The following is a 19,604-nucleotide window of genomic DNA, read 5'->3' on the forward strand; positions in this document are numbered from 1 at the left end:
TATTTTAACATTCACATTATGCGACACAGTATTGCGTTTTGCCCGCTCAACCGACTAGCGCATGCTTCGTGAAATATGCCATTATAGAGGCGAATATACTTAACGAAATATATTACGCTGCATTATATTAACTGATTCATTCTTCGTGCGTTTAACCGTCCTAACACTGGCCAGGAGAGGAATAGGGGATGAGCGATAATCGCCTGATACCCGATGTGCGCAGTGAAAAAGCTTCCTTCGATTACATGGAATACCTTTCTGCATCATGCAAAAAGCAGTGGAGCTTTATCGACGCGATTTATGGAGTGCTGCCTTTCTTCGGCATGGTACTTCGATCCCGCACCTCACAAGAAAAATCTAAGCAGGAGCGCCTGAGAAGTTTAGCGCTACAAGTGGTTTCGACGCAGGTAAGCGATGAAACCAATATTGTGCGTTTAATTGAATTGGCGGAACAGCAGGGGCTTTATAGCGTGGATATTAATTTGCCCTATGCGCTTAACGATGAGCAGTTGAATACCATAAAAAGCGAATGCAAACATAGCTTGCAGCTAGTGCAAAGTAATGACCATTTGCGCGTGGAAATTCTGCAGCCTGTGCATCAGCATTAAACGTCGTTTAGGTTGATGTTGGCCGTAACAATATAAAGATCTTGAGTAAAAGAGCGTTAGCAAAAAGGCAGCCCGCAGGCTGCCTTTTGTTATTTCTAACGCGGTTATTATTTGAACAAGTCAGCGCTAACCGTCAGGTTACCACCACTCTTGTTCTGCCACTGGCGAGTGATGTGATAGAACTTCGCGCCTTTGGCTGCAGCACGGTTCGCCACTTCTTGAGAGACGTCGGTGATGCTATTGAAGTGGCCGGTGAAAGTGATGGAATCAAACGGAGCCATCTGTGCTGCAGTCACGTTGTTCACTTCCTGAATCTTCGCGCCGTTGGTTGCCGTTACGGTATAACGCTGCCCGGTAGAAGATTGAGTTTCGAAGAAGCGACCCACGGAACGGCTTGGGCTACCAGAAGAAGCAACGCCTGGGATTTCCACTTTCTTAGCCGCGGCACCGCCAGCTGCCAGCGCGGCTTTACCTGCTTCGGAATCAGCTGGGATAGCGTCTGGATCCTGCACGACGCGTTTTGCAGCATCTTTCTTGTAGATGAAAGCCGTAATGTACTGGTTGCCACCGCTGTTGGCATCAACCTGACGCACGATGAAGAAGGAGTAAGCACCTTTCTCTTTCGCGGCTTTGGTGATGGCATCATTCACGTCTGGCTGGCTACGGTAGAAGCCGCTGACGGTCACGGTGTCATAAGGCTCAAGCAGGTAAGCCTCTTCTTTCGGTAATTCTTTTACGCCATTAATTTCACGGTAAGTGGTTTTCTTACTGACTTCGGCCGCATCTTTTTTATAGATGTCCGCGACGACGCGCCAGTTACCGCTGTTACCTGAGCTGTTTGTGTCTTGAATATAAAAATAATCTGCACCCAGTGCATCAGCACGGCGAGAAACGGCGTCAGCCGCATCCCCCAGCGTGTTGAAACGACCGGAAATTACGATGCGATCAAAGGGTTTGATGGCGGCTGCTTTTTCTGGAGCGATTTCCTGGGCTGCCTGTGCTGCTGACAAGGCGGAAATAGCCGTTAAAGATAAACACAGAGCCGATGCGATGATCGTTTTGGTCAGCTTCATAAAAAATCCTTTCACCTTGCGCAGTAATGTTGAAACGTGCTGAATTCTTGATGTGTAACAGGTTAGCGGCCGATTATTGCATGTAACAATACCGAGTGTCTCAGTAATTTATGTCATTAATGATGTTGCTAACCGCTACCTGCATCACTTTTTTTTCAGCCCATAACTTATATAAGTTTTAGGTATATTCCAAGAGGTGAAATAAATGTTAATTATTCACCTTTTGCTAACCTTAAGGCTGATTAGACGTGGAGCCGAATGTTCTTCTTTTCGGCAAACGGCGGCAGTTCTGCTGCGAAAACGTTAATTGGCTCCCTATTTTTTAGCGCTTAGCGGCAAATTTCTTGCCCATCATCATGAATTAATCATTCATTCTCTGGCTATTACTGCGATACGTAGATTATTAATCACAAATTCAGTAGGTTATAAACAGTCGGAAAAATTAACTTCGGTACGGTAACAATTCGACAGGTTCAGCAATAAAAAAGCGCTGTCGGCGTGTTAATCATCAATAAAAAGGGTGAAGGGAATAACTATGCGTATTGGTGTACCAAGAGAGCGGTTGACCAATGAGGCCCGAGTCGCAGCAACGCCGAAAACGGTGGAACAGCTGCTAAAGCTCGGCTTTACGGTTGCCATTGAACAAGACGCCGGAAAATTGGCAAGCTTTGACGACGCGGCCTACATACAGGCCGGGGCACAAATTGTCAGTTCGGCTGACGTCTGGCACAGCGACATCGTGTTGAAGGTTAATGCCCCTGAAGGCGATGAAATTACCCAACTGCAGCCCGGCTCAACGCTGGTCAGCTTTATCTGGCCTGCGCAAAACGCCGAGTTAATCCAGAAGCTGGCCGAGCGCAATGTGACCGCGCTGGCTATGGACTCCGTACCGAGAATTTCCCGCGCGCAATCCATGGATGCCCTGAGTTCCATGGCCAATATCGCCGGTTACCGCGCGATTGTTGAAGCCGCTCACGAATTCGGCCGTTTCTTCACCGGGCAGATCACCGCCGCAGGCAAAGTGCCTCCTGCCAAAGTGATGATTATCGGTGCGGGCGTCGCCGGCCTCGCGGCGATTGGCGCGGCGGGCAGCCTTGGCGCGATTGTCCGCGCTTTCGACACCCGTCCTGAAGTGAAAGAGCAAGTGCAGAGTATGGGCGCGGAGTTCCTCGAGCTGGACTTCGAAGAAGAGGCGGGCAGCGGCGACGGCTATGCCAAAGTGATGTCCGATGCCTTCATTAAAGCTGAAATGGCCCTGTTCGCGGCGCAGGCGGCGGGAGTGGATATCATCGTCACCACCGCGCTGATCCCAGGCCGTCCGGCACCTAAATTGATCACCGCCGACATGGTGGCGTCAATGAAACCGGGCAGCGTCATCGTTGACCTTGCCGCGCAAACCGGCGGTAACTGCGAGCTGACGGTCGCAGACACCATCACTACCACGCCAAACGGTGTCAAAATCATCGGCTACACCGACTTACCGAGCCGCTTACCGACTCAATCCTCCCAGCTGTATGGCACCAACCTGGTGAACCTGCTGAAGCTGCTGTGCAAAGAGAAAAACGGTGAAATCGAGATCGATTTTGAAGACACCGTGGTGCGCGGCGTGACCGTGGTGAAAGCCGGTGAAGTCACCTGGCCGGCACCGCCGATTCAGGTTTCCGCCCAGCCTCAGGCCGCCAAACAGGCTGCGCCTCAGGAGAAAGTCGAGTCCAAGCCCGCGTCGCCTTACACCAAATACATCATCATGGCCGTGGCGATCATCCTGTTCGGCTGGCTGGCGAACGTGGCGCCGAAGGAGTTCTTGTCTCACTTCACCGTGTTCGCTCTGGCCTGCGTGGTGGGTTATTACGTGGTATGGAACGTTAGCCACGCGCTGCACACGCCGTTGATGTCAGTCACCAATGCCATTTCAGGGATTATTGTCGTTGGCGCGCTGCTGCAAATTGGTCACGGGGGCTGGGTTAGCTTCCTGTCGTTTGTTGCGGTTCTGATTGCCAGTATCAATATTTTTGGCGGATTCACCGTCACTCAGCGCATGCTGAAGATGTTTCGTAAGAATTAAGGGGTAGCATATGTCTGGGGGATTAGTTACAGCAGCCTATATCGTTGCCGCTATTCTGTTTATATTCAGCCTGGCTGGATTGTCAAAACACGAAACGTCAAAACAGGGCAATATCTACGGCATCACCGGTATGGCGATCGCGCTGATTGCCACCATTCTTGGGCCTGATTCCGGCAACGTTGGCTGGATAATCGTCGCGATGGTGATTGGCGGGGGCATTGGTATCTATCTGGCGCGTAAAGTCGAAATGACCGAAATGCCGGAGCTAGTTGCCATTCTTCACAGCTTTGTGGGTCTTGCTGCGGTGCTGGTTGGCTTCAACAGCTACCTTGACCACGGCGCGGTTGCCATGGACTCGGTAATGGAAAACATCCATCTCACCGAAGTGTTCTTAGGTATCTTTATCGGGGCCGTAACCTTTACCGGCTCCATCGTCGCGTTCGGCAAACTGCGCGGGATTATCTCTTCCAAGCCACTCGCCTTGCCGCATCGCCACAAGCTGAATCTGGCCGCATTGGTGATTTCATTCCTGCTGATGGTCACTTTTGTTCGCACCGATAGCGTCGGTTTGCAGGTGTTCTCACTGCTGATCATGACGCTGATTGCCTTGGCGTTCGGCTGGCATTTGGTTTCTTCCATCGGTGGCGCGGACATGCCGGTGGTCGTCTCCATGCTCAACTCCTATTCAGGTTGGGCAGCGGCGGCGGCCGGCTTTATGCTGAGCAATGACCTTTTGATCGTCACGGGTGCCTTGGTGGGTTCTTCCGGTGCAATCCTGTCATTTATCATGTGTAAAGCGATGAACCGTTCGTTTATTAGCGTGATCGCGGGCGGCTTTGGTACGGATGGCTCTTCTACCGGCGATGCCGAAGAGATGGGCGAGTACCGCGAAACCAGTGCGGAAGACGTGGCGGAAATGCTGAAAAGCGCCAGCTCGGTGATCATCACGCCGGGCTACGGCATGGCGGTGGCGCAGGCGCAGTATCCGGTTCAGGATATCACCGCCAAACTGCGCGCCCTGGGTATCAAAGTTCGCTTTGGCATTCATCCGGTGGCAGGGCGTCTGCCGGGCCATATGAACGTGCTGCTGGCCGAGGCAAAAGTGCCGTATGACATCGTGCTGGAAATGGACGAAATCAACGACGACTTTACCGACACCGACGTGGTGCTGGTCATTGGTGCCAATGACACGGTAAACCCGGCGGCTCAGGAAGATCCGCGCAGCCCGATTGCCGGTATGCCGGTGCTGGAAGTGTGGAAAGCGCAGAACGTAATCGTGTTCAAACGCTCAATGAATACCGGCTACGCTGGCGTTCAGAACCCGCTGTTCTTCAAAGACAACACCCAAATGCTGTTTGGCGATGCGAAAGAGAGCGTAGAGAATATTCTTCGCGCACTTTGACGGTTTCCCCGCAGTAAAAGCAAAAAAGCCAGTTCGTAATGAACTGGCTTTTTCTTTGGCGTTTCCCGGTGAATAAAATCCGTTATTCGTCGTCGTGCTCTTCAACATCTTCAGAAGTAATAGGGCATTCAAAATCATCTGGCTTAATCGCCAGCAAATCGCATTTCAGATGGTCGATCACCTGTTCGGTGGTATTCCCCAAAAACGCGGCGGACAGGCCGGTGCGGCCGATAGTGCCGATAACCACCACGCCGGCTTGTAGATGCTCAGCGAGATCTGGGATCACTTCTTCCGGCAGGCCTTTTTCAACGTGGGTGAACTTCTCATCCAGTTGGAATTTCTGCCGCAGAGCTTTCATCGCAATCAGGTGCTGACCGCGAATCGCGTCGTTGTAAACGCTCGGATCAAAATCAGGCAGCTCAATGGCGATATTAATTGGCGTGACCGGATAAGCGCCCACCAGATGCACTTCGGTGTGGTTCACGTGGTCCGCCAGCTCGATGGTTTCTTTTACCAATTTGATGTTGAGCGGGTCGTGGTAAGGCTCTTCGCTGGACAGGTTGACCGCCACCAGCGCTTTGCCACTTTCTGGCCAAGGCTGGTCTTTCACCATCCATACCGGGCAAGGGCATTTTCGCAGCAGATTCCAGTCCGTCGGGGTGAAAATTACGGACTCCAGACGGTCATGCTGATGTGCCATCTTGAGCAGCAGGTCGTGCTCACCGGCAATCACTTCCTGAATAATGGCTTCGAAAGGTTTGTTATGCCACACCACTTTGATTTCAATCGGGATACCGGCTTCCACATAGTAGCGAGCCTGTTCTGCGATCCACGCCGCCCGTTCGTTAATCACGCTCTGACGCATGGCTAAACGCTCATCGGGGGAGAGCATGGTGGTCATTTCATAGGAGAAGTCATAAATCGACAGGAAGGCTTTAATTCGCCCGCCGTTTCGTTGGACCAAATAAACCGCGCGTCGCAGGGCGGGTTGGTCATCCTGATTTGGGTCAATTGCGACCAGAAGGTTCTGATACTTAGCCATGAGGAAACTCCTTAACACCTGTGATTGAACAGCGTTATAGCTCAGTGTATTAAGTACAGAGTAAACCAAGATTAAGCAATCGGACAGAGCAGAAATTGAGTCGGATCAACAAATTATTGTCTTTGCTGATCCGATCGGAGAGAGGACTTATTTATGAGTAGCTTATGAGCTACGCGGTGACGGGTACCGAGTGACCTGCCAGCTGGGAAAGCATCGCGTGATTTTCAATAGTGATATATTTACCTTTCACGCTAAGCATTTCCGATTTCTGGAAACGGCCTAATAAACGACTGATAGTTTCAACCGTTAAACCAAGGTAATTACCAATATCGCCACGAGTCATGGTCAGGCGGAATTCGCGCTGAGAAAAACCACGTTCAGCAAAACGACGAGAAAGGTTGTAAATAAATGCCGCTAAACGCTCTTCAGCATTTTTCTTCGAGAGCAGCAGGATCATATCCTGGTCACCCTTAATTTCGCCGCTCATTAAACGCATCATTTGCTGACGCAAATTAGGCATTTTGCCAGACAGGTCGTCGAGGGTTTCGAAAGGAATTTCACAGACCATGGACGTTTCTAAAGCCTGAGCGAAGCTCGGATGCTCTAAACCACCAATAGCGTCAAAACCAACCAAATCACCCGCGAGGTGGAAGCCGGTAATTTGCTCATCGCCTTGTTCTGTAATGGTGTAGCTCTTAATGGTCCCGGAACGGATGGCATACAGGGATTTCAACTCATCGCCTGCTTTGAACAGCGCCTGGCCTTTCTGGATCGGTTTCTTCCTTTCGATAATATTATCGAGTTGATCCAACTCGTGCTCATTGAGCGTGAAAGGAATGCAGAGTTGACTAATGCTGCAGTCTTGGCAGTGGATTGCACAACCACCAGATTGGATACGACGAATAATACGTTTTTCCGGGATCATAATAGATTCACTCTGGCAATATTGATATGGGTCAATTTTAACATCTTTTGCCAGAATTGATAAGTGGGGAATATAGGCCAAAAGGGCTAAATTATTAAAATACCCGATTTTTAAAGGGATTTTTTTCTTATTATTTGATCTCGACTGCTAAAAAATAAGTCAATCGAGAATCAATAAGATCTAAATTAGATTAAATGTATTAAAAAAGTGAATTTTGTTGATCAAATAAATAACCTTCATGCACCAATAACCATTTTTTTCTTTCCACCCCACCGGCATAGCCGGTCAGCGTTCCGTTGCTGCCAATCACCCGATGACAAGGCACCACGACGCTGATGGGATTGGAGCCATTTGCCAGCCCGACGGCCCTTGACGCGCCTGGGTTGCCGAGCTGTGCGGCCATCTGCCCATAAGTCATAATTTGCCCGCACGGAATTGTGCGCAGCATCTTCCACACCGTGCGTTGGAATTCAGTTCCGGCCGTTGCAACGGGCAGGGTGTCAATGGCGGCTAAGTCTCCGGCGAAATAGTCTTCGATTGGCTGGCGAATATTTTGCGCGACATTATCTTGATGGAGGGAAAAACCTGGTTTAGCGGCAGATTTTGCGGTTGAGGCTGTGGAAGGATTTAACGAATGGTCAGGCCCATAATGGCGTACTAACAGTTGCAGCAAACGCGAGTGAAAATCCGCCCACTCCAGAGCGCGCAGCTGGCCTTGGGTATCGGTGATGATCTCAAGTTCACCAAGCGGGGTGGCGATAGTCTCACTCTTTAACGTCAACATAGGTTTCTCCGACAGTTTTCCGACAGTTTCTTCAACAAAGACCAAGACGCGTCGCGAATTATTGCATGACCCATAGCATTTTTCGACTTTCAATACCCAACATCAGCACAACCGCTTACAATGCAACAATCGTTTAGCTTTTGTTTACTTATCAGGAAGTGCAATGCAGTCAGTCTCTTTGGGATTCCCGCCGGAAACCACCGCCGTTTTTGTTGTCGTCGCCGTCGCGGCGCTGCTTATTGATATTCTGGCTCATCGCAGTCACAAGCCTATCGGGCTGAAAAGTGCCTCTCTGTGGACCACCTTTTGGATCGCCGTTTCACTCTCTTTCGCCGGTTTTCTCTATTATCACCACGGTAAAGAGGTCGCCAGCCTGTTCCTCACCGGCTATGCCTTAGAGCAGGTGCTGTCGGTCGACAATCTGTTCGTTATCATGGCGATTTTTGCCTGGTTCAAAGTGCCGGACGGCTACCGCCATCGCATTCTTTACTGGGGCGTGATTGGCGCCATCGTCTTCCGTGGCATTTTCGTGGTGATTGGCACCAGCCTGCTGGCGCTAGGACCTTGGGTTGAAATGGTTTTCGCCATTGTGATTCTCTGGACCGCGATTTTGATGATGCGCGCGGGCAATGACGACGAAGAGTCTGATGACTACTCCGACCACATCGCCAACCGCCTGGTGCGTCGTTTCTTCCCGGTGTATCCGAAGTTGATTGGGCCAAAATTTTTGGTCACCAGTCAGGAAGTGGAAGCCGATCTGGCCAAGCCCGAGAACAAAGATTTTAGTTTTAAAGTGAAGCAGGGGGTGCGTTACGCCACGCCGCTGCTGCTATGTATTGCGGTGGTAGAAATCTCAGACGTAATGTTCGCCTTTGACAGCGTGCCGGCGGTAATTGCCGTTAGCCGCGAGCCGCTGATTGTCTACTCGGCCATGATGTTTGCCGTGCTGGGCCTGCGTACCATGTATTTCGTGCTGGAAGCGCTGCGTAAGTATCTGGTGCATCTGGAAAAATCGGTAATTTCACTGCTGTTCTTCGTGGCGGTGAAACTGGCGCTGAACTCCAGCGACCATCTGTGGCACCATGGCTACAATATCAGCGCCATGACCAGCCTGTACGTGGTGCTGGGCGTGTTGGCGCTGGGCATCGTCGCCAGCTTCCTGTTCCCCGGTAAAAAACAACAGGACGCCTAAGCGTCCCGTTACTTTCTTTTGTTAAATTCTTTTGAAAAGGGCGCCTGCTATGGCGCCCTGACTTTTTGGTTTACACATCACCTTCATTATCTAACTCAACCGCGTCATGCAGCCGATCGAGCATATCCGGGAAGGCCGACTGGACGCGGCTCCAGCTCGGAATAAAGGGTTTCTCACTCGGCGTATCCACAAAGGCCTGACCGGCCTCCATGATCGCTTTGGAGAACAGCTCTACGGCCGACTCTTCGTTATGGCGGTCGAAGGACAGTCCGTTCATCCGTGCGTCATTTTCAAAGCCGTCAATCATATCCAGCGCGTTGCGATAGTAGGTCGCTTTCAGAATACGGAAGGACTCGCTGGTGATATTCACCCCCAGCACCGCCATCTTGCGATACAGCGCCTTGGTGATATCAATACTCATACGCTGCAAGCCGTTGCTGGCATCTTCTTCCGACATCGGCTGATGTTTGTGGTCATAGTTGTCGGCGATATCCACCTGACAGATACGCTTGGTGGCGGTATTGCGATGCATCTCTGACAGCACGCCAATCTCCAGTCCCCAGTCGCTCGGAATGCGCAGGTCATTCAGCACGTGGGTGCGCATAGCGAACTCGCCAGAAAGCGGATAGCGGAAGGTGCGCAGATAGTCGAGGAAATCGGAGTTGCCGTAGACCTTTTGCAGCGATTTGAGCAGCGGGAAGACCAGCAGGCGGCCGACGCGACCGTTAAATTTGCCATCCGCCACGCGGGCATAATAGCCTTTGCAGAAGTCATAGTTGAAGTTCGGGTTGGCGACCGGATACATCAGGCGCGCCAGCATATCGCGATTATAAGTGACAATGTCACAATCGTGCAGCCCGACCACCGAGGTACGGCGCGAGGCGAGGGTATAACCGACGCAGAACCAGACGTTGCGGCCTTTGCCCGGCTCCATTGGCGACAGGCCTTTCTGTTGCAACTCTTCATCCAGCGCTTTTAGGCGCGGGCCGTCATTCCACAAAATGCGATGTCGCTGCGGCAGGCGCGAGAAGAATTCACGGGCAAACAAAAATTGCTCGCGGTCAGCGCGGTCAAGGCCGATGACAATCTCATCCAGATAGGGAACTTGGGTCAGTTCATCAACAATCTTGGTCAGCGCCGGACCTTCCAGCTCGGAGAACAGCGAAGGTAAAATAAGCCCCATTGAGCGACGACCGGAGAAGACCTGCAGGTCATACTCCAGCTCTTCAGTCTTGCGACGAGTCAGATTGTGGAAATTGGTAATGATGCCATCCTGATAAAAATCGCTCATAGAACACTCCCGTAAATGAGTAAAGTATTAAAATCAAAGGGATAAAAAGTGATCCAGCCCTTGTTTCCAGCCTTCCGGACCATACAAAGTGGTGCGATAAATATTGTTATCGGCCTTGTTTAGCGGCATTTTTTGGTCATGCTTTCCACGGATAACCACCGCGAAATCAACGGCTTCAAGCATGGAAATATCATTCGGGCCGTCTCCCAGACCCAGACTCACCAGCGGCTTACTTCGCTGCTGCTGATAGTGCTCAGTCAGCCACTTGACCGCCTGTCCTTTGCCCGCCTCGCGGCCCATGACATGCCAGAAACGACCGCCGCGGGTTAGCGCCAGGCCTTCCTCCGCCAGCAGTTTTTCCAAATGGGCGAAATCCGGCTGACTGCCAAACCACATTAAAGGCTCCGAGCCTTGGCGCTGCATAGCCAGCTTCGCATCGTCGAGAGACAGTCCGGTCCAGTCTGCGACTTGCTGCGGGCTGACATCGCCAAAGCCGCGAAACTCAAAATCGTACCTTTGGCGAAGTTGGACTAAAATTTCACGCACTCGCTGATAATCCGCACCAATCACCTGATGCTGCGGCCCCTCACTGGCGGGGAGATGAATATAGGCCCCGTTCTCAGCGATAAAAGGTAAGTGACCGAGCTGCAAATCACGCTGCAAGGAGGAGACTTCAGCCGAGGTCTTACTGGTGGTGATAATGACTGGCACCCCGTGCTGAGCTAATTTGTCCAGCCAGCCCTGCGCCGGTTGCCAAGAGTAGCTGTCGTGGTCGAGTAATGAGCCATCAAGGTCGGTAAAAACTACCAAGGAATCATCAAGGTACGGCATTATTTCTCCTCAATTTCATTAAGGAAACGAATACAATCACGAATGATTATTTCGCCCCCTAATCATTCAGTATATACGGAAAATTCAGATTCACTGGGCGAGGGCCCGAGACGCGAGGTCAGGGGAGAAAGGTTTCAGCAGCCCCAATCGACCTGTTGTTGGCCTGGCGCGGGTCTGTTTCTGCGGGCAAAAATAGGTAAACTAGAGGCGTAACGGGAGGGCGTTTAGATGAAAGATGATGATCAACTCTTTAGTCAGGAAATGGCCGATGTCAGGCCACTGGCAAGCGATAAACGCGTGGTTTACCTCAAAAGCGGCGGGCATCCGGCGGCAAAGAATAGCGTGGAAACCGAACCTGAGCGGCCAGAGAACACCTTCACCACCGGCTTTCTTGATATTCTGCCTTTTGATGAGCCGTTGGAGTACAAACAGAGCGGCGTGCAGCAGGGCGTGTTGGATAAACTGCGGGCGGGGAAATATCCGTTAGAAGCCAGTTTGAATCTGCTCAGAAAGCCGGTCGAAACCTGTCGTCAGGAGCTGTTTAACTTCTTCTGCGAGTCACAAACCCACAGTTTACGCACGCTGCTGATTATCCATGGCCGTGGTCGTGACGATGACAGCCACGCCAACATTGTCAGAAGTTATGTCGCCAAATGGCTGAAGCAGCTCGATGAAGTGCAGGCGTTCAGCGTCGCGCTACAGCGAGACGGCGGGGCCGGGGCCTGTTATGTCGCGCTGAAGAAAACCGCCCAGGCCAAACAAGAGAACTGGGAACGCCATGCGAAACGCAGTCGTTAATTCCTTGTTTAAGTGACATGTCGTACTGTCCCAACACTTTTACCGCTTGCTCCGCAGGCGGTTTGTTTTTTTAGCGAGCCAACTACATGTTCCAATTTAAGCGTTCCTCAATCTCGCTGGCATTAAGCCTGGCGGGGGTTATTGCCGGGGCAAGCCTGCTCTCATCCTGTGACAACGTCACTAATTCGTCGAAAGATGCGCTGGTCATCGACGGCAAAACCATGGGGACTTTCTACCGGGTTAGCCTGCAAGGCGTGGATAAGAGCCGCGAACCCGAGCTGCGTAAGCAGATTGAGGCGCAGCTGGCGGAAGATGACCACGAGATGTCGACCTACAAAGAAGACTCGGTGCTTTCACGCTTTAACCAATATCTGGGTACTGCGCCGCAGCCCATCAGCGTGGGCATGGCCGACGCCATTGTGACCTCGCTGCGTATCGGGCAGAAAACCGGTGGCGAAATGGATATCACCGTCGGCCCGTTGGTCAATTTGTGGGGCTTTGGCCCTCAAAAACAGCCAACCAAAACGCCGACCGATGAGCAAATTGCCGCCGCGCGTCAGGAGATTGGTTTACAGCATCTGAAAGTGATCCAGCAGAGTGACGGTCAGTATCTGCAAAAAGATATGCCGAACATGTATGTCGACCTGTCCACCGTGGGCGAAGGCTACGCCACCGACCATTTGGCGCGTTTGATGGAAGCTAACGGCATTAGCAACTATCTGGTGTCCGTCGGCGGCGCCGTGGTGTCTCGCGGGCACAACCCGAAGGGCAATCCTTGGCAGGTGGCGATTCAGAAGCCGACGGATAAAGATAATGAAGTGCAGGCCATTGTGGATCTACAGGGCATGGGCATCAGCACGTCGGGCAGTTATCGCAACTATTATGAGCTGGACGGCAAGCGCCTGTCGCACATCATTGACCCGGCGACCGGCCATCCGATCACCCACAAGCTGGTTTCCGCCACGGTGATTGCTTCTACCGCGCTGGAGGCCGATGGTTGGGACACCGGGCTGATGGTGCTCGGCACCAAAAAAGCCATGGCATTGGCAGAGAAAGAGCATCTGGCGGTGTACCTGATCACCAAAACCCCGGACGGCTTTGAGGTGCACATGACCCCGCAGTTTAAGGCGTATTTGCGCGATCCTGAGTAAGCTAAGGTAGTGGGACTGCAACAATCACTCTCGCCCCATCGCCTGACTTAAATAGTCGAGAAAGGCGCGCAGGGCGGAGGATTGCCCTTTCTTATTGGCATACAGCGCCGAAATATACGACGGCGCGGTGTGCCACTCTTGCATCACCACCTCGAGTTTTCCCTCTGCCAGCGCGTCCGCGCAGACGTGTTCTGAAATCAGCGCAATCCCCAGCCCCTCAATGGCGGCCTGCTTGATGACCAGCAGATTATTGCTGCGCAAACGGGACTGCACCTGCACGCTTCGGCTGCCCAATTCGGCGTGATGGAGCTGCCATTCGCTGCGCGGCGTGGTGGCATGGCGAGTCAGCACCGGCAACTGCTCAAGGGTGTCGATACTCGGCGCAACGGAGCATTGGGCGATAAATTCAGGGCTGGCGACCAACAGATTTTTCAATTGCCCCAGAGCGCGACGGTAGAGCGAGGAGCTCTCCAGCGGCGCATTGTGCGAGAGAATCGCCACATCAATGTTCTCCTCCAGCAGATCCACGGTGCGATTCATCGCCAGCACTTCACAGGTCACTTGCGGATAAAGCTTGAGAAATTGGCTAATAATCGGCGCGAGGACGATTTCTGCCATCATCACCGGGGCAGTGACGCGCAAAAAGCCTTGCGGGAACTGCCGCGATTGGTCAATCACCTGCCGGGCGGCCTGAGCCTGCTCGAGCATTTTTCGACACTCTTGGGCATAACGCAGGCCGACGTCCGTCACGGAAAAGTGCCGCGAGGTGCGATTTAACAGCCGCACGCCCAGACGAGCCTCCAGCGCCTCAATGCGTCGACTCAGTACCGATTTCGACACGCCGATCACCCGCCCCGCGGCGGTGAACCCCTGATGCTGCACCACGGCGGCGAAGTAAGCCATGTCATTCAGATCGTCTTGCACGGTGTCGTCCTTATTTCACAACGATATGTTGCCATTATGTGCATTTATCAACTTTACGACAACGACTAGACTGCGCCCATTCACCCTCCCGAATTAAGGCCGCAGCATGAAAATCTTACATATTGATTCCAGCCCCTTTGTTGAAACCTCCGTCACCCGCGAGTTATCGGCGTGGATTGTCGCTGAACTGCTGAAGATCAACCCGGACGCCGCCGTGCGTTATCGCGATGTAGGTACCACGCCGCCGCCGCACTTATCAGCAGCAGCCATGACCATTTTCCATGACGCCAAAGAGACGGCGATCACCCCTGAGCTGCAACAGGAAATCGACGGCATTTATCAATCCATCGAAGAGGTGATGGCCAGCGACGTCATTGTGATTGGCGCGCCGATGTACAACCATTCTATTTCCAGCAACCTCAAAGCCTGGATCGATCAGATTTCGCAAAAGGGCATCACTTTCACCTATACACACGGCGGGGTTAAGGGCCTAGTCACGGATAAAAAAGTGTTTATTGCTTCATCGCGTGGCGGGATTTACTCCTCAGAAGCCGGGCGGCTGCACGATTTTCAGGAACCTTATTTAGTTTCTATTCTGGCGCTGATGGGTATGAATGACGTCAGCGTGATCACCGCCGAAGGCGTCAGCATGAGCGCCATTGGCCGGGAAACCGCGCTGGAGAGGGCGCGTCAGTCGCTGCGCGAAGCTATCAGTGGCGAATGGCAGGCAAAAAATAGGGCGCGAATCGTCTGAATCGCGCCCTGATGTTGTGACGTAACGTTTTACGCCGAGTGCTTACCGGCGCTTATTAGCTCGAACAGCGCCACGGTGCGCGACGGGCAGATGTATTCCCGGCCAAAATCAAAGTTGTGCTCATTGACATCATCCGGCTGGAAGGTGTCAAAAATGTGCCGCCAGCTCTCGCCGTGAGCCACCGACGGTAAGGTGAACACCACCTCTTCATGTGAGGCGTTAAACAACAGCAGCACGGTACTTAGCGAGCCGTAGCGCAGTAACCCGGTAGGCTGTGCGCGGCCATCGAGCAGCATGGCGATGCTTTTGGCGTGAGGATCGGCCCAAGCCTCGTCGGTCATCTCCTCGCCGCGTGGCTGGAACCAGCTCACATCCTTCACATTCAGCTTTTCATGCACGGCACCCGTCAGGAAACGCCCACGGTGCAGAATGGGGAAACGCTTTCTCAGGGCAATCAGGCGATAGGTAAAGAGGATCATCGACTTGCCTTTATCCTCGATGTTCCAGTTTACCCAGGCGATGTCGGTATCCTGACAGTAGGCGTTGTTGTTGCCGTTTTGCGAGCGGGCGAATTCATCGCCCGCCAGCAGCATCGGCGTGCCCTGTGAGAACAGCAGCGTCGCCAGCATATTGCGCATTTGCCGCAGCCTTAGCTCATTAATCGCCGGATCGTCAGTCGGTCCTTCAACCCCGTAGTTGGCGGAAATATTGTTATCGCTGCCGTCCTGACCATCTTCACCATTGGCCTCATTGTGTTTGTTCTCATAAGAGACTAAATCGTTGAGGGTGAAACCGTCGTGGGCGGTAATAAAGTTCACCGAGGCGTAAGGCTTACGGCCGCGATGGTTAAATAGGTCGGCAGAACCAGAGAGCCGGGTGGCGAACTGCGCCAGCTGGCTTTCGTCGCCACGCCAGAACTTGCGCACGGAGTCGCGGAAACGGTCATTCCACTCGGTCCAGCCGGGAGGGAAGCCGCCTACCTGATAGCCGCCGGGGCCGCAGTCCCAAGGCTCTGCTATCAGTTTGCACTGGCTGAGCACCGGGTCCTGACGACAGGTGTCGAGGAAGCCGCAGCCTTCATCAAAACCATAACTTTCACGCCCCAGAATAGTTGCCAGGTCGAAGCGGAAACCGTCAACCTGCATCTCGGTCGCCCAGTAGCGCAGGGAGTCAGTCACCATTTGCAGCACGCGCGGATGGCTCAGATTCAGGGTGTTGCCGGTGCCGGTGTCATTGATGTAATAACGCTTATTGTCCGGCATCAGGCGGTAGTAGCTGGCGTTATCAATCCCTTTGAAGGAGAGGGTCGGGCCAAGCTCATTGCCTTCCGCCGTGTGGTTGTAAACCACGTCGAGGATCACTTCAATGCCCGCCGCGTGCAGGGTGGCGATCATCTGTTTGAATTCGTTCACCGTGTGGGTCGCCATGTATTGCGGGTGCGGCGCGAAGAAACTCAGGGTGTTGTAGCCCCAGAAGTTGTGCAGCCCTTTCTCCTGCAAGTGGCGATCGTCGGTAAAGGCGTGGATCGGCATCAGCTCTACCGAAGTCACGCCCAGCGACTTAATGTAATCCACGATTTGCGGGGTGCTCAGGCCTGAGAAGGTACCACGCAGATGTTCTGGCACCGCCGGATGACGCATGGTGTAGCCGCGCACGTGCGTTTCATAAATCAACGTCTCTTCCCACGGAATATGGTTCTTGCGCGATCTGGCCCAGGAGAAGGCCGGGTCAATCACGCGGCACTTCGGCAAAAATTCGGCGCTGTCGCGATTGTCGAGGTGCAGGTCCTTTTTGTCGCTCTGCATGTCATAGGCAAACAGCGCATCGTCCCATTTCAGTTCGCCGACAATCTGCTTGGCATAAGGGTCGAGCAGCAATTTGGCCGGGTTGAAACGGTGACCGTTATGCGGGTCATAAGGCCCGTGCACCCGGTAGGCATACAGCAGGCCGGGGCGGGCGTCGGGCAGATAACCGTGCCACACCTCGTCGGTGTATTCCGGCAGTTCAATCACATCATATTGCTCGCCTTCATCGTTGAACAGGCAGAGTTCGACTTTGGTGGCATTAGCAGAGAACAGGGCGAAGTTGACGCCTAAACCGTCCCAAGTGGCACCCAAAGGCACGGGTAAACCTTCCCGGACCCGCGTTTGGTGCCCCGAGTCGAAGCCTTTGACGATTTCACCATCGCTGTAGGGATGAATGATTCTGACGCCACCCTCATCCACGGCGACATTCACTTGCTTGTGAGGCGCGGTGGAGGGCTTGGCGGCTGGGGTTTCGGCGGAAGTTGTGGATTTAGGGGATGCTTTTTTTGCCATTCTTAACGTCACTCCTGAACAGGGAAATCAGAATAAAACCTGAAGGAACATTGAGCGAAGAACATCAGCGGCAGATAAAGCCGTGTGCACGAAGCCTCGATTGAGTGTAGACCTTGATGCAATTTTTTACCTTTTAAGCCTCTGATAATGCGCTTATTGGCTGTACAAGGCTGTGCCATTCGCCGATAGTCAAAACCATAATCAAAACCTCTTTAAGCCAATATTCGTTGTTTAATCAGGAGCTATCATGAATGTCCCGCTGCTAAGTCATGTCCCCCTCGAAGCCGGTTATCCAGAACGTTTTACAGCCGCAGGCTTCCAGCTGCATTACGCCATAACCCCGGAAAGCCGGGTGAATCTCGACCCTGCCGTGGCCGAGAGCATCCGCGCCGTATTGACCATTGGCACTATCGGGCTGACGGGCGAAGAGATGGATAAGCTGCCGAATCTGGCCATTATCTGTGCGCAGGGCGTGGGCTATGAGTTAGTTGACGTGGCCGCCGCCAAGCAGCGCGGCATTGTGGTGACTCACGGTCCCGGCACTAATAGCTCGTCGGTGGCAGACCATACGCTGGCGCTGATGCTGGCGATCACGCGCCAAATCCCGCAGATGGACGCCAAGGTGCGCCGCAGCGACTGGACCCGCGCCGGTACTGACGTCGGCGGCATGTTTGGCAAAAAACTCGGCATTCTCGGGCTAGGCAATATCGGCGAACAAATTGCACGCCGCTGCGCCGGTGGCTTCGACATGGCGGTCGGCTACCATAATCGCAATCCACTCACTGACAGCCTGTGGCGCTATTTTGACAGCCTGCACGCCTTGGCAGAGTGGGCCGATTATTTAGTCGTCGCGACGCCGGGCGGTCAGGGCACCGCCAAACTGGTAGATGCGTCAGTATTGCGCGCCTTGGGCGAGAAGGGCTTCTTAATCAACATCTCCCGCGGCAGCGTGGTCGACACCCAAGCCTTGGTTGCCAGCCTGTCGCAGGGTGACATCGCTGGCGCAGCGCTGGACGTCATTGACGGCGAGCCAAAAGTCCCGGAGGAGATCATCCCACTGACCAACCTGGTGATCACTCCGCACATCGGCGGGCGCTCTCCCGAGGCGATGAACAACATGATGACGTTGGTGATCGACAACCTGCTGGCCCATTTTGGCGGCGCGCCGGTGCTGACTCCCGTCCGTGCCTGACTGAGATCAGTCGCCATCTCTTAACGCCGGTTTCCGGCGTTTTTCGTTTCTTTAGTCGGAAAAAGAATAAGTAACCGTTTTTTCGTATTTGTCCTGCGCAGCAACAGGCCGTAACAATAGTGCTACGCACAAAAGATTTACGCACATTTACGAACTTCAAGAGGCAGAAAACGGTGAATTTCCAACAGCTAAAAATCATTCGCGAGTCGGCGAGATGCAACTACAACCTGACGGAAGTTTCCAACATCCTGTTTACTTCTCAGTCGGGCGTGAGCCGCCATATCCGTGAGCTGGAAGATGAGCTGGGCGTGGAGATATTCATCCGTCGCGGCAAGCGTCTGCTGGGATTGACCGAGCCGGGTAAAGAGCTGCTGGCCGTCGCCGAGCGAATTCTGAATGAGGCGCAAAATATTCGCCGTCTGGCCGATGTGTTTTCTAAGGAAGACGCCGGGGTTCTGACTATCGCCACCACCCACACTCAGGCGCGCTATAGCTTGCCGAAGGTGATCAAGGCGTTCCGCGCTATTTATCCGGGCGTGCGCCTCGAGCTGCAACAGGGTTCGCCGCAGGAAGTGCTGGCCATGCTGTTAGGCGGCCAGGCGGACATTGGTATCGCCAGCGAAAGGCTGATCAACGATCCGGCCGTCGCCGCTTTCCCTTATTACCGTTGGCATCACTCGGTGGTAGTGCCTAACGATCATCCGCTAATTAACCAGCAACCGTTAACCTTGCAACACCTGAGCGAGCAACCGTTAATCACTTATCGTCAGGGCATCACAGGCCGTTCGCGCATTGACGAAGCCTTTAACCGCGCGGGCCTCAGCCCGGACATCGTGCTGAGCGCGCAGGACTCCGACGTGATTAAAACTTACGTCGAGTTAGGTCTGGGCGTGGGTATCGTCGCCGACAAAGCCTTTGAAGCAGAGCGTGACAGCGGCCTGACGCTCATCAACGCCGAACACCTGTTCGAAGCCAACACCGTCTGGCTAGGGTTGAAAAGGGCGCAGTTACAACGTAACTATGTTTGGCGATTTATCGAGCTGTGCAACCCACGGCTGTCAGTTAATGAGATTAAAGAGAAGGCTTTCGCACAGCCACAAGAGGAAGAAGTGGTTATTGATTATCAGATCTGAGGGGCTGCATCCCTGACCCTGCGGAGCCTCGATCTTACAGCAGCAAAAAACGCAGGATTCCAAAGGGTTTCGTTTAAAACCCTTTGGGCCAGTGTGGGCGGCGAGCCCACGACCTTGAACT

General features: G+C 53.2%; 17 protein-coding genes. 9 read left to right on the forward strand and 8 right to left on the reverse strand.

The genetic code is table 11. The annotated features are described in order from the left end of the window. Positions 1 to 188: 188 nt before the first annotated feature. Positions 189 to 608: a hypothetical protein gene (locus ACT3RR_RS10195; protein ID WP_353502086.1), complete on the forward strand. Its 420-nt coding sequence runs from the start codon at positions 189 to 191 to the stop codon at positions 606 to 608. Positions 609 to 715: 107 nt separating this feature from the next. On the opposite strand, the gene ydgH is transcribed toward ACT3RR_RS10195, so the two are convergent. Then, positions 716 to 1,681 carry a DUF1471 family protein YdgH gene (gene ydgH, locus ACT3RR_RS10200; protein WP_353502085.1) on the reverse strand — a complete coding sequence of 322 codons (966 nt, stop codon included), beginning with the start codon at positions 1,679 to 1,681 and terminating at the stop codon, positions 716 to 718. Positions 1,682 to 2,216: 535 nt separating this feature from the next. Between ydgH and pntA the strand changes: the two genes are divergently transcribed. After that, a complete protein-coding gene (pntA, locus tag ACT3RR_RS10205) occupies positions 2,217 to 3,746 on the forward strand; it encodes a Re/Si-specific NAD(P)(+) transhydrogenase subunit alpha (protein WP_496200236.1) in 1,530 nt (509 codons plus the stop codon). A 10-nt stretch (positions 3,747 to 3,756) separates the two neighbouring features. Further along, a complete protein-coding gene (gene pntB, locus ACT3RR_RS10210; protein WP_496200237.1) occupies positions 3,757 to 5,148 on the forward strand; it encodes a Re/Si-specific NAD(P)(+) transhydrogenase subunit beta in 1,392 nt (463 codons plus the stop codon). Positions 5,149 to 5,230: 82 nt separating this feature from the next. Here pntB and uspE read toward each other — a convergent pair whose 3' ends face one another. From uspE to ogt, 3 genes are all read right to left on the reverse strand, one after another. Next, entirely contained in the window at positions 5,231 to 6,190 is a 960-nt protein-coding gene (gene uspE, locus ACT3RR_RS10215; protein ID WP_353502082.1) for a universal stress protein UspE, read from the reverse strand. Between the two features lie 169 nt (positions 6,191 to 6,359). Next, positions 6,360 to 7,115, reverse strand: a complete 756-nt coding sequence (gene fnr, locus ACT3RR_RS10220; protein ID WP_353502081.1) for a fumarate/nitrate reduction transcriptional regulator Fnr — start codon at positions 7,113 to 7,115, stop codon at positions 6,360 to 6,362. 199 nt (positions 7,116 to 7,314) lie between these two features. Further along, positions 7,315 to 7,899, reverse strand: a complete 585-nt coding sequence (gene ogt, locus ACT3RR_RS10225) for a methylated-DNA--[protein]-cysteine S-methyltransferase (RefSeq protein ID WP_485900542.1) — start codon at positions 7,897 to 7,899, stop codon at positions 7,315 to 7,317. A 163-nt stretch (positions 7,900 to 8,062) separates the two neighbouring features. Here ogt and ACT3RR_RS10230 point away from each other — a divergent pair, with 163 nt between their 5' ends. Further along, positions 8,063 to 9,091 (forward strand): TerC/Alx family metal homeostasis membrane protein, encoded by a 1,029-nt coding sequence (locus ACT3RR_RS10230; RefSeq protein ID WP_353502080.1) that lies wholly within the window; start codon positions 8,063 to 8,065, stop codon positions 9,089 to 9,091. A gap of 70 nt (positions 9,092 to 9,161) precedes the next feature. Here the strand turns inward: ACT3RR_RS10230 and ACT3RR_RS10235 are convergent, their stop codons facing one another. Then, a complete protein-coding gene (locus tag ACT3RR_RS10235) occupies positions 9,162 to 10,382 on the reverse strand; it encodes a glycosyltransferase family protein (protein ID WP_353502079.1) in 1,221 nt (406 codons plus the stop codon). Positions 10,383 to 10,415: 33 nt separating this feature from the next. Beyond that, complete coding sequence (locus ACT3RR_RS10240) at positions 10,416 to 11,213, reverse strand: mannosyl-3-phosphoglycerate phosphatase-related protein (protein ID WP_496200238.1); 798 nt, start codon at positions 11,211 to 11,213, stop codon at positions 10,416 to 10,418. A 228-nt stretch (positions 11,214 to 11,441) separates the two neighbouring features. On the opposite strand from ACT3RR_RS10240, the gene smrA reads away from it, so the two are divergent. Both smrA and apbE read left to right on the forward strand, forming a co-directional pair. Continuing rightward, positions 11,442 to 12,011: a DNA endonuclease SmrA gene (gene smrA / locus ACT3RR_RS10245; RefSeq protein ID WP_496200239.1), complete on the forward strand. Its 570-nt coding sequence runs from the start codon at positions 11,442 to 11,444 to the stop codon at positions 12,009 to 12,011. Between the two features lie 86 nt (positions 12,012 to 12,097). Then, a complete protein-coding gene (gene apbE / locus ACT3RR_RS10250) occupies positions 12,098 to 13,162 on the forward strand; it encodes an FAD:protein FMN transferase ApbE (protein WP_496200240.1) in 1,065 nt (354 codons plus the stop codon). A 24-nt stretch (positions 13,163 to 13,186) separates the two neighbouring features. Here apbE and ACT3RR_RS10255 read toward each other — a convergent pair whose 3' ends face one another. Beyond that, positions 13,187 to 14,086, reverse strand: a complete 900-nt coding sequence (locus ACT3RR_RS10255) for a LysR substrate-binding domain-containing protein (RefSeq protein ID WP_353502075.1) — start codon at positions 14,084 to 14,086, stop codon at positions 13,187 to 13,189. A 106-nt stretch (positions 14,087 to 14,192) separates the two neighbouring features. On the opposite strand from ACT3RR_RS10255, the gene ACT3RR_RS10260 reads away from it, so the two are divergent. Next, positions 14,193 to 14,840 (forward strand): FMN-dependent NADH-azoreductase, encoded by a 648-nt coding sequence (locus ACT3RR_RS10260; RefSeq protein ID WP_496200241.1) that lies wholly within the window; start codon positions 14,193 to 14,195, stop codon positions 14,838 to 14,840. Positions 14,841 to 14,869: 29 nt separating this feature from the next. Here the strand turns inward: ACT3RR_RS10260 and glgX are convergent, their stop codons facing one another. Then, positions 14,870 to 17,158 (reverse strand): glycogen debranching protein GlgX, encoded by a 2,289-nt coding sequence (glgX, locus tag ACT3RR_RS10265; RefSeq protein WP_496200242.1) that lies wholly within the window; start codon positions 17,156 to 17,158, stop codon positions 14,870 to 14,872. 247 nt (positions 17,159 to 17,405) lie between these two features. On the opposite strand from glgX, the gene ACT3RR_RS10270 reads away from it, so the two are divergent. Together ACT3RR_RS10270 and cbl are read left to right on the forward strand one after the other, a co-directional pair. Further along, complete coding sequence (locus ACT3RR_RS10270) at positions 17,406 to 18,350, forward strand: 2-hydroxyacid dehydrogenase (RefSeq protein ID WP_496200243.1); 945 nt, start codon at positions 17,406 to 17,408, stop codon at positions 18,348 to 18,350. A gap of 173 nt (positions 18,351 to 18,523) precedes the next feature. After that, on the forward strand, positions 18,524 to 19,483 hold the full coding sequence (gene cbl, locus ACT3RR_RS10275) for an HTH-type transcriptional regulator Cbl (protein WP_396130682.1): 960 nt from the start codon (positions 18,524 to 18,526) through the stop codon (positions 19,481 to 19,483). Positions 19,484 to 19,604 lie beyond the last annotated feature (121 nt).

This window comes from Ewingella sp. AOP8-B2-18 (assembly GCF_052376015.1).
GTDB lineage: Bacteria > Pseudomonadota > Gammaproteobacteria > Enterobacterales > Enterobacteriaceae > Ewingella > Ewingella allii.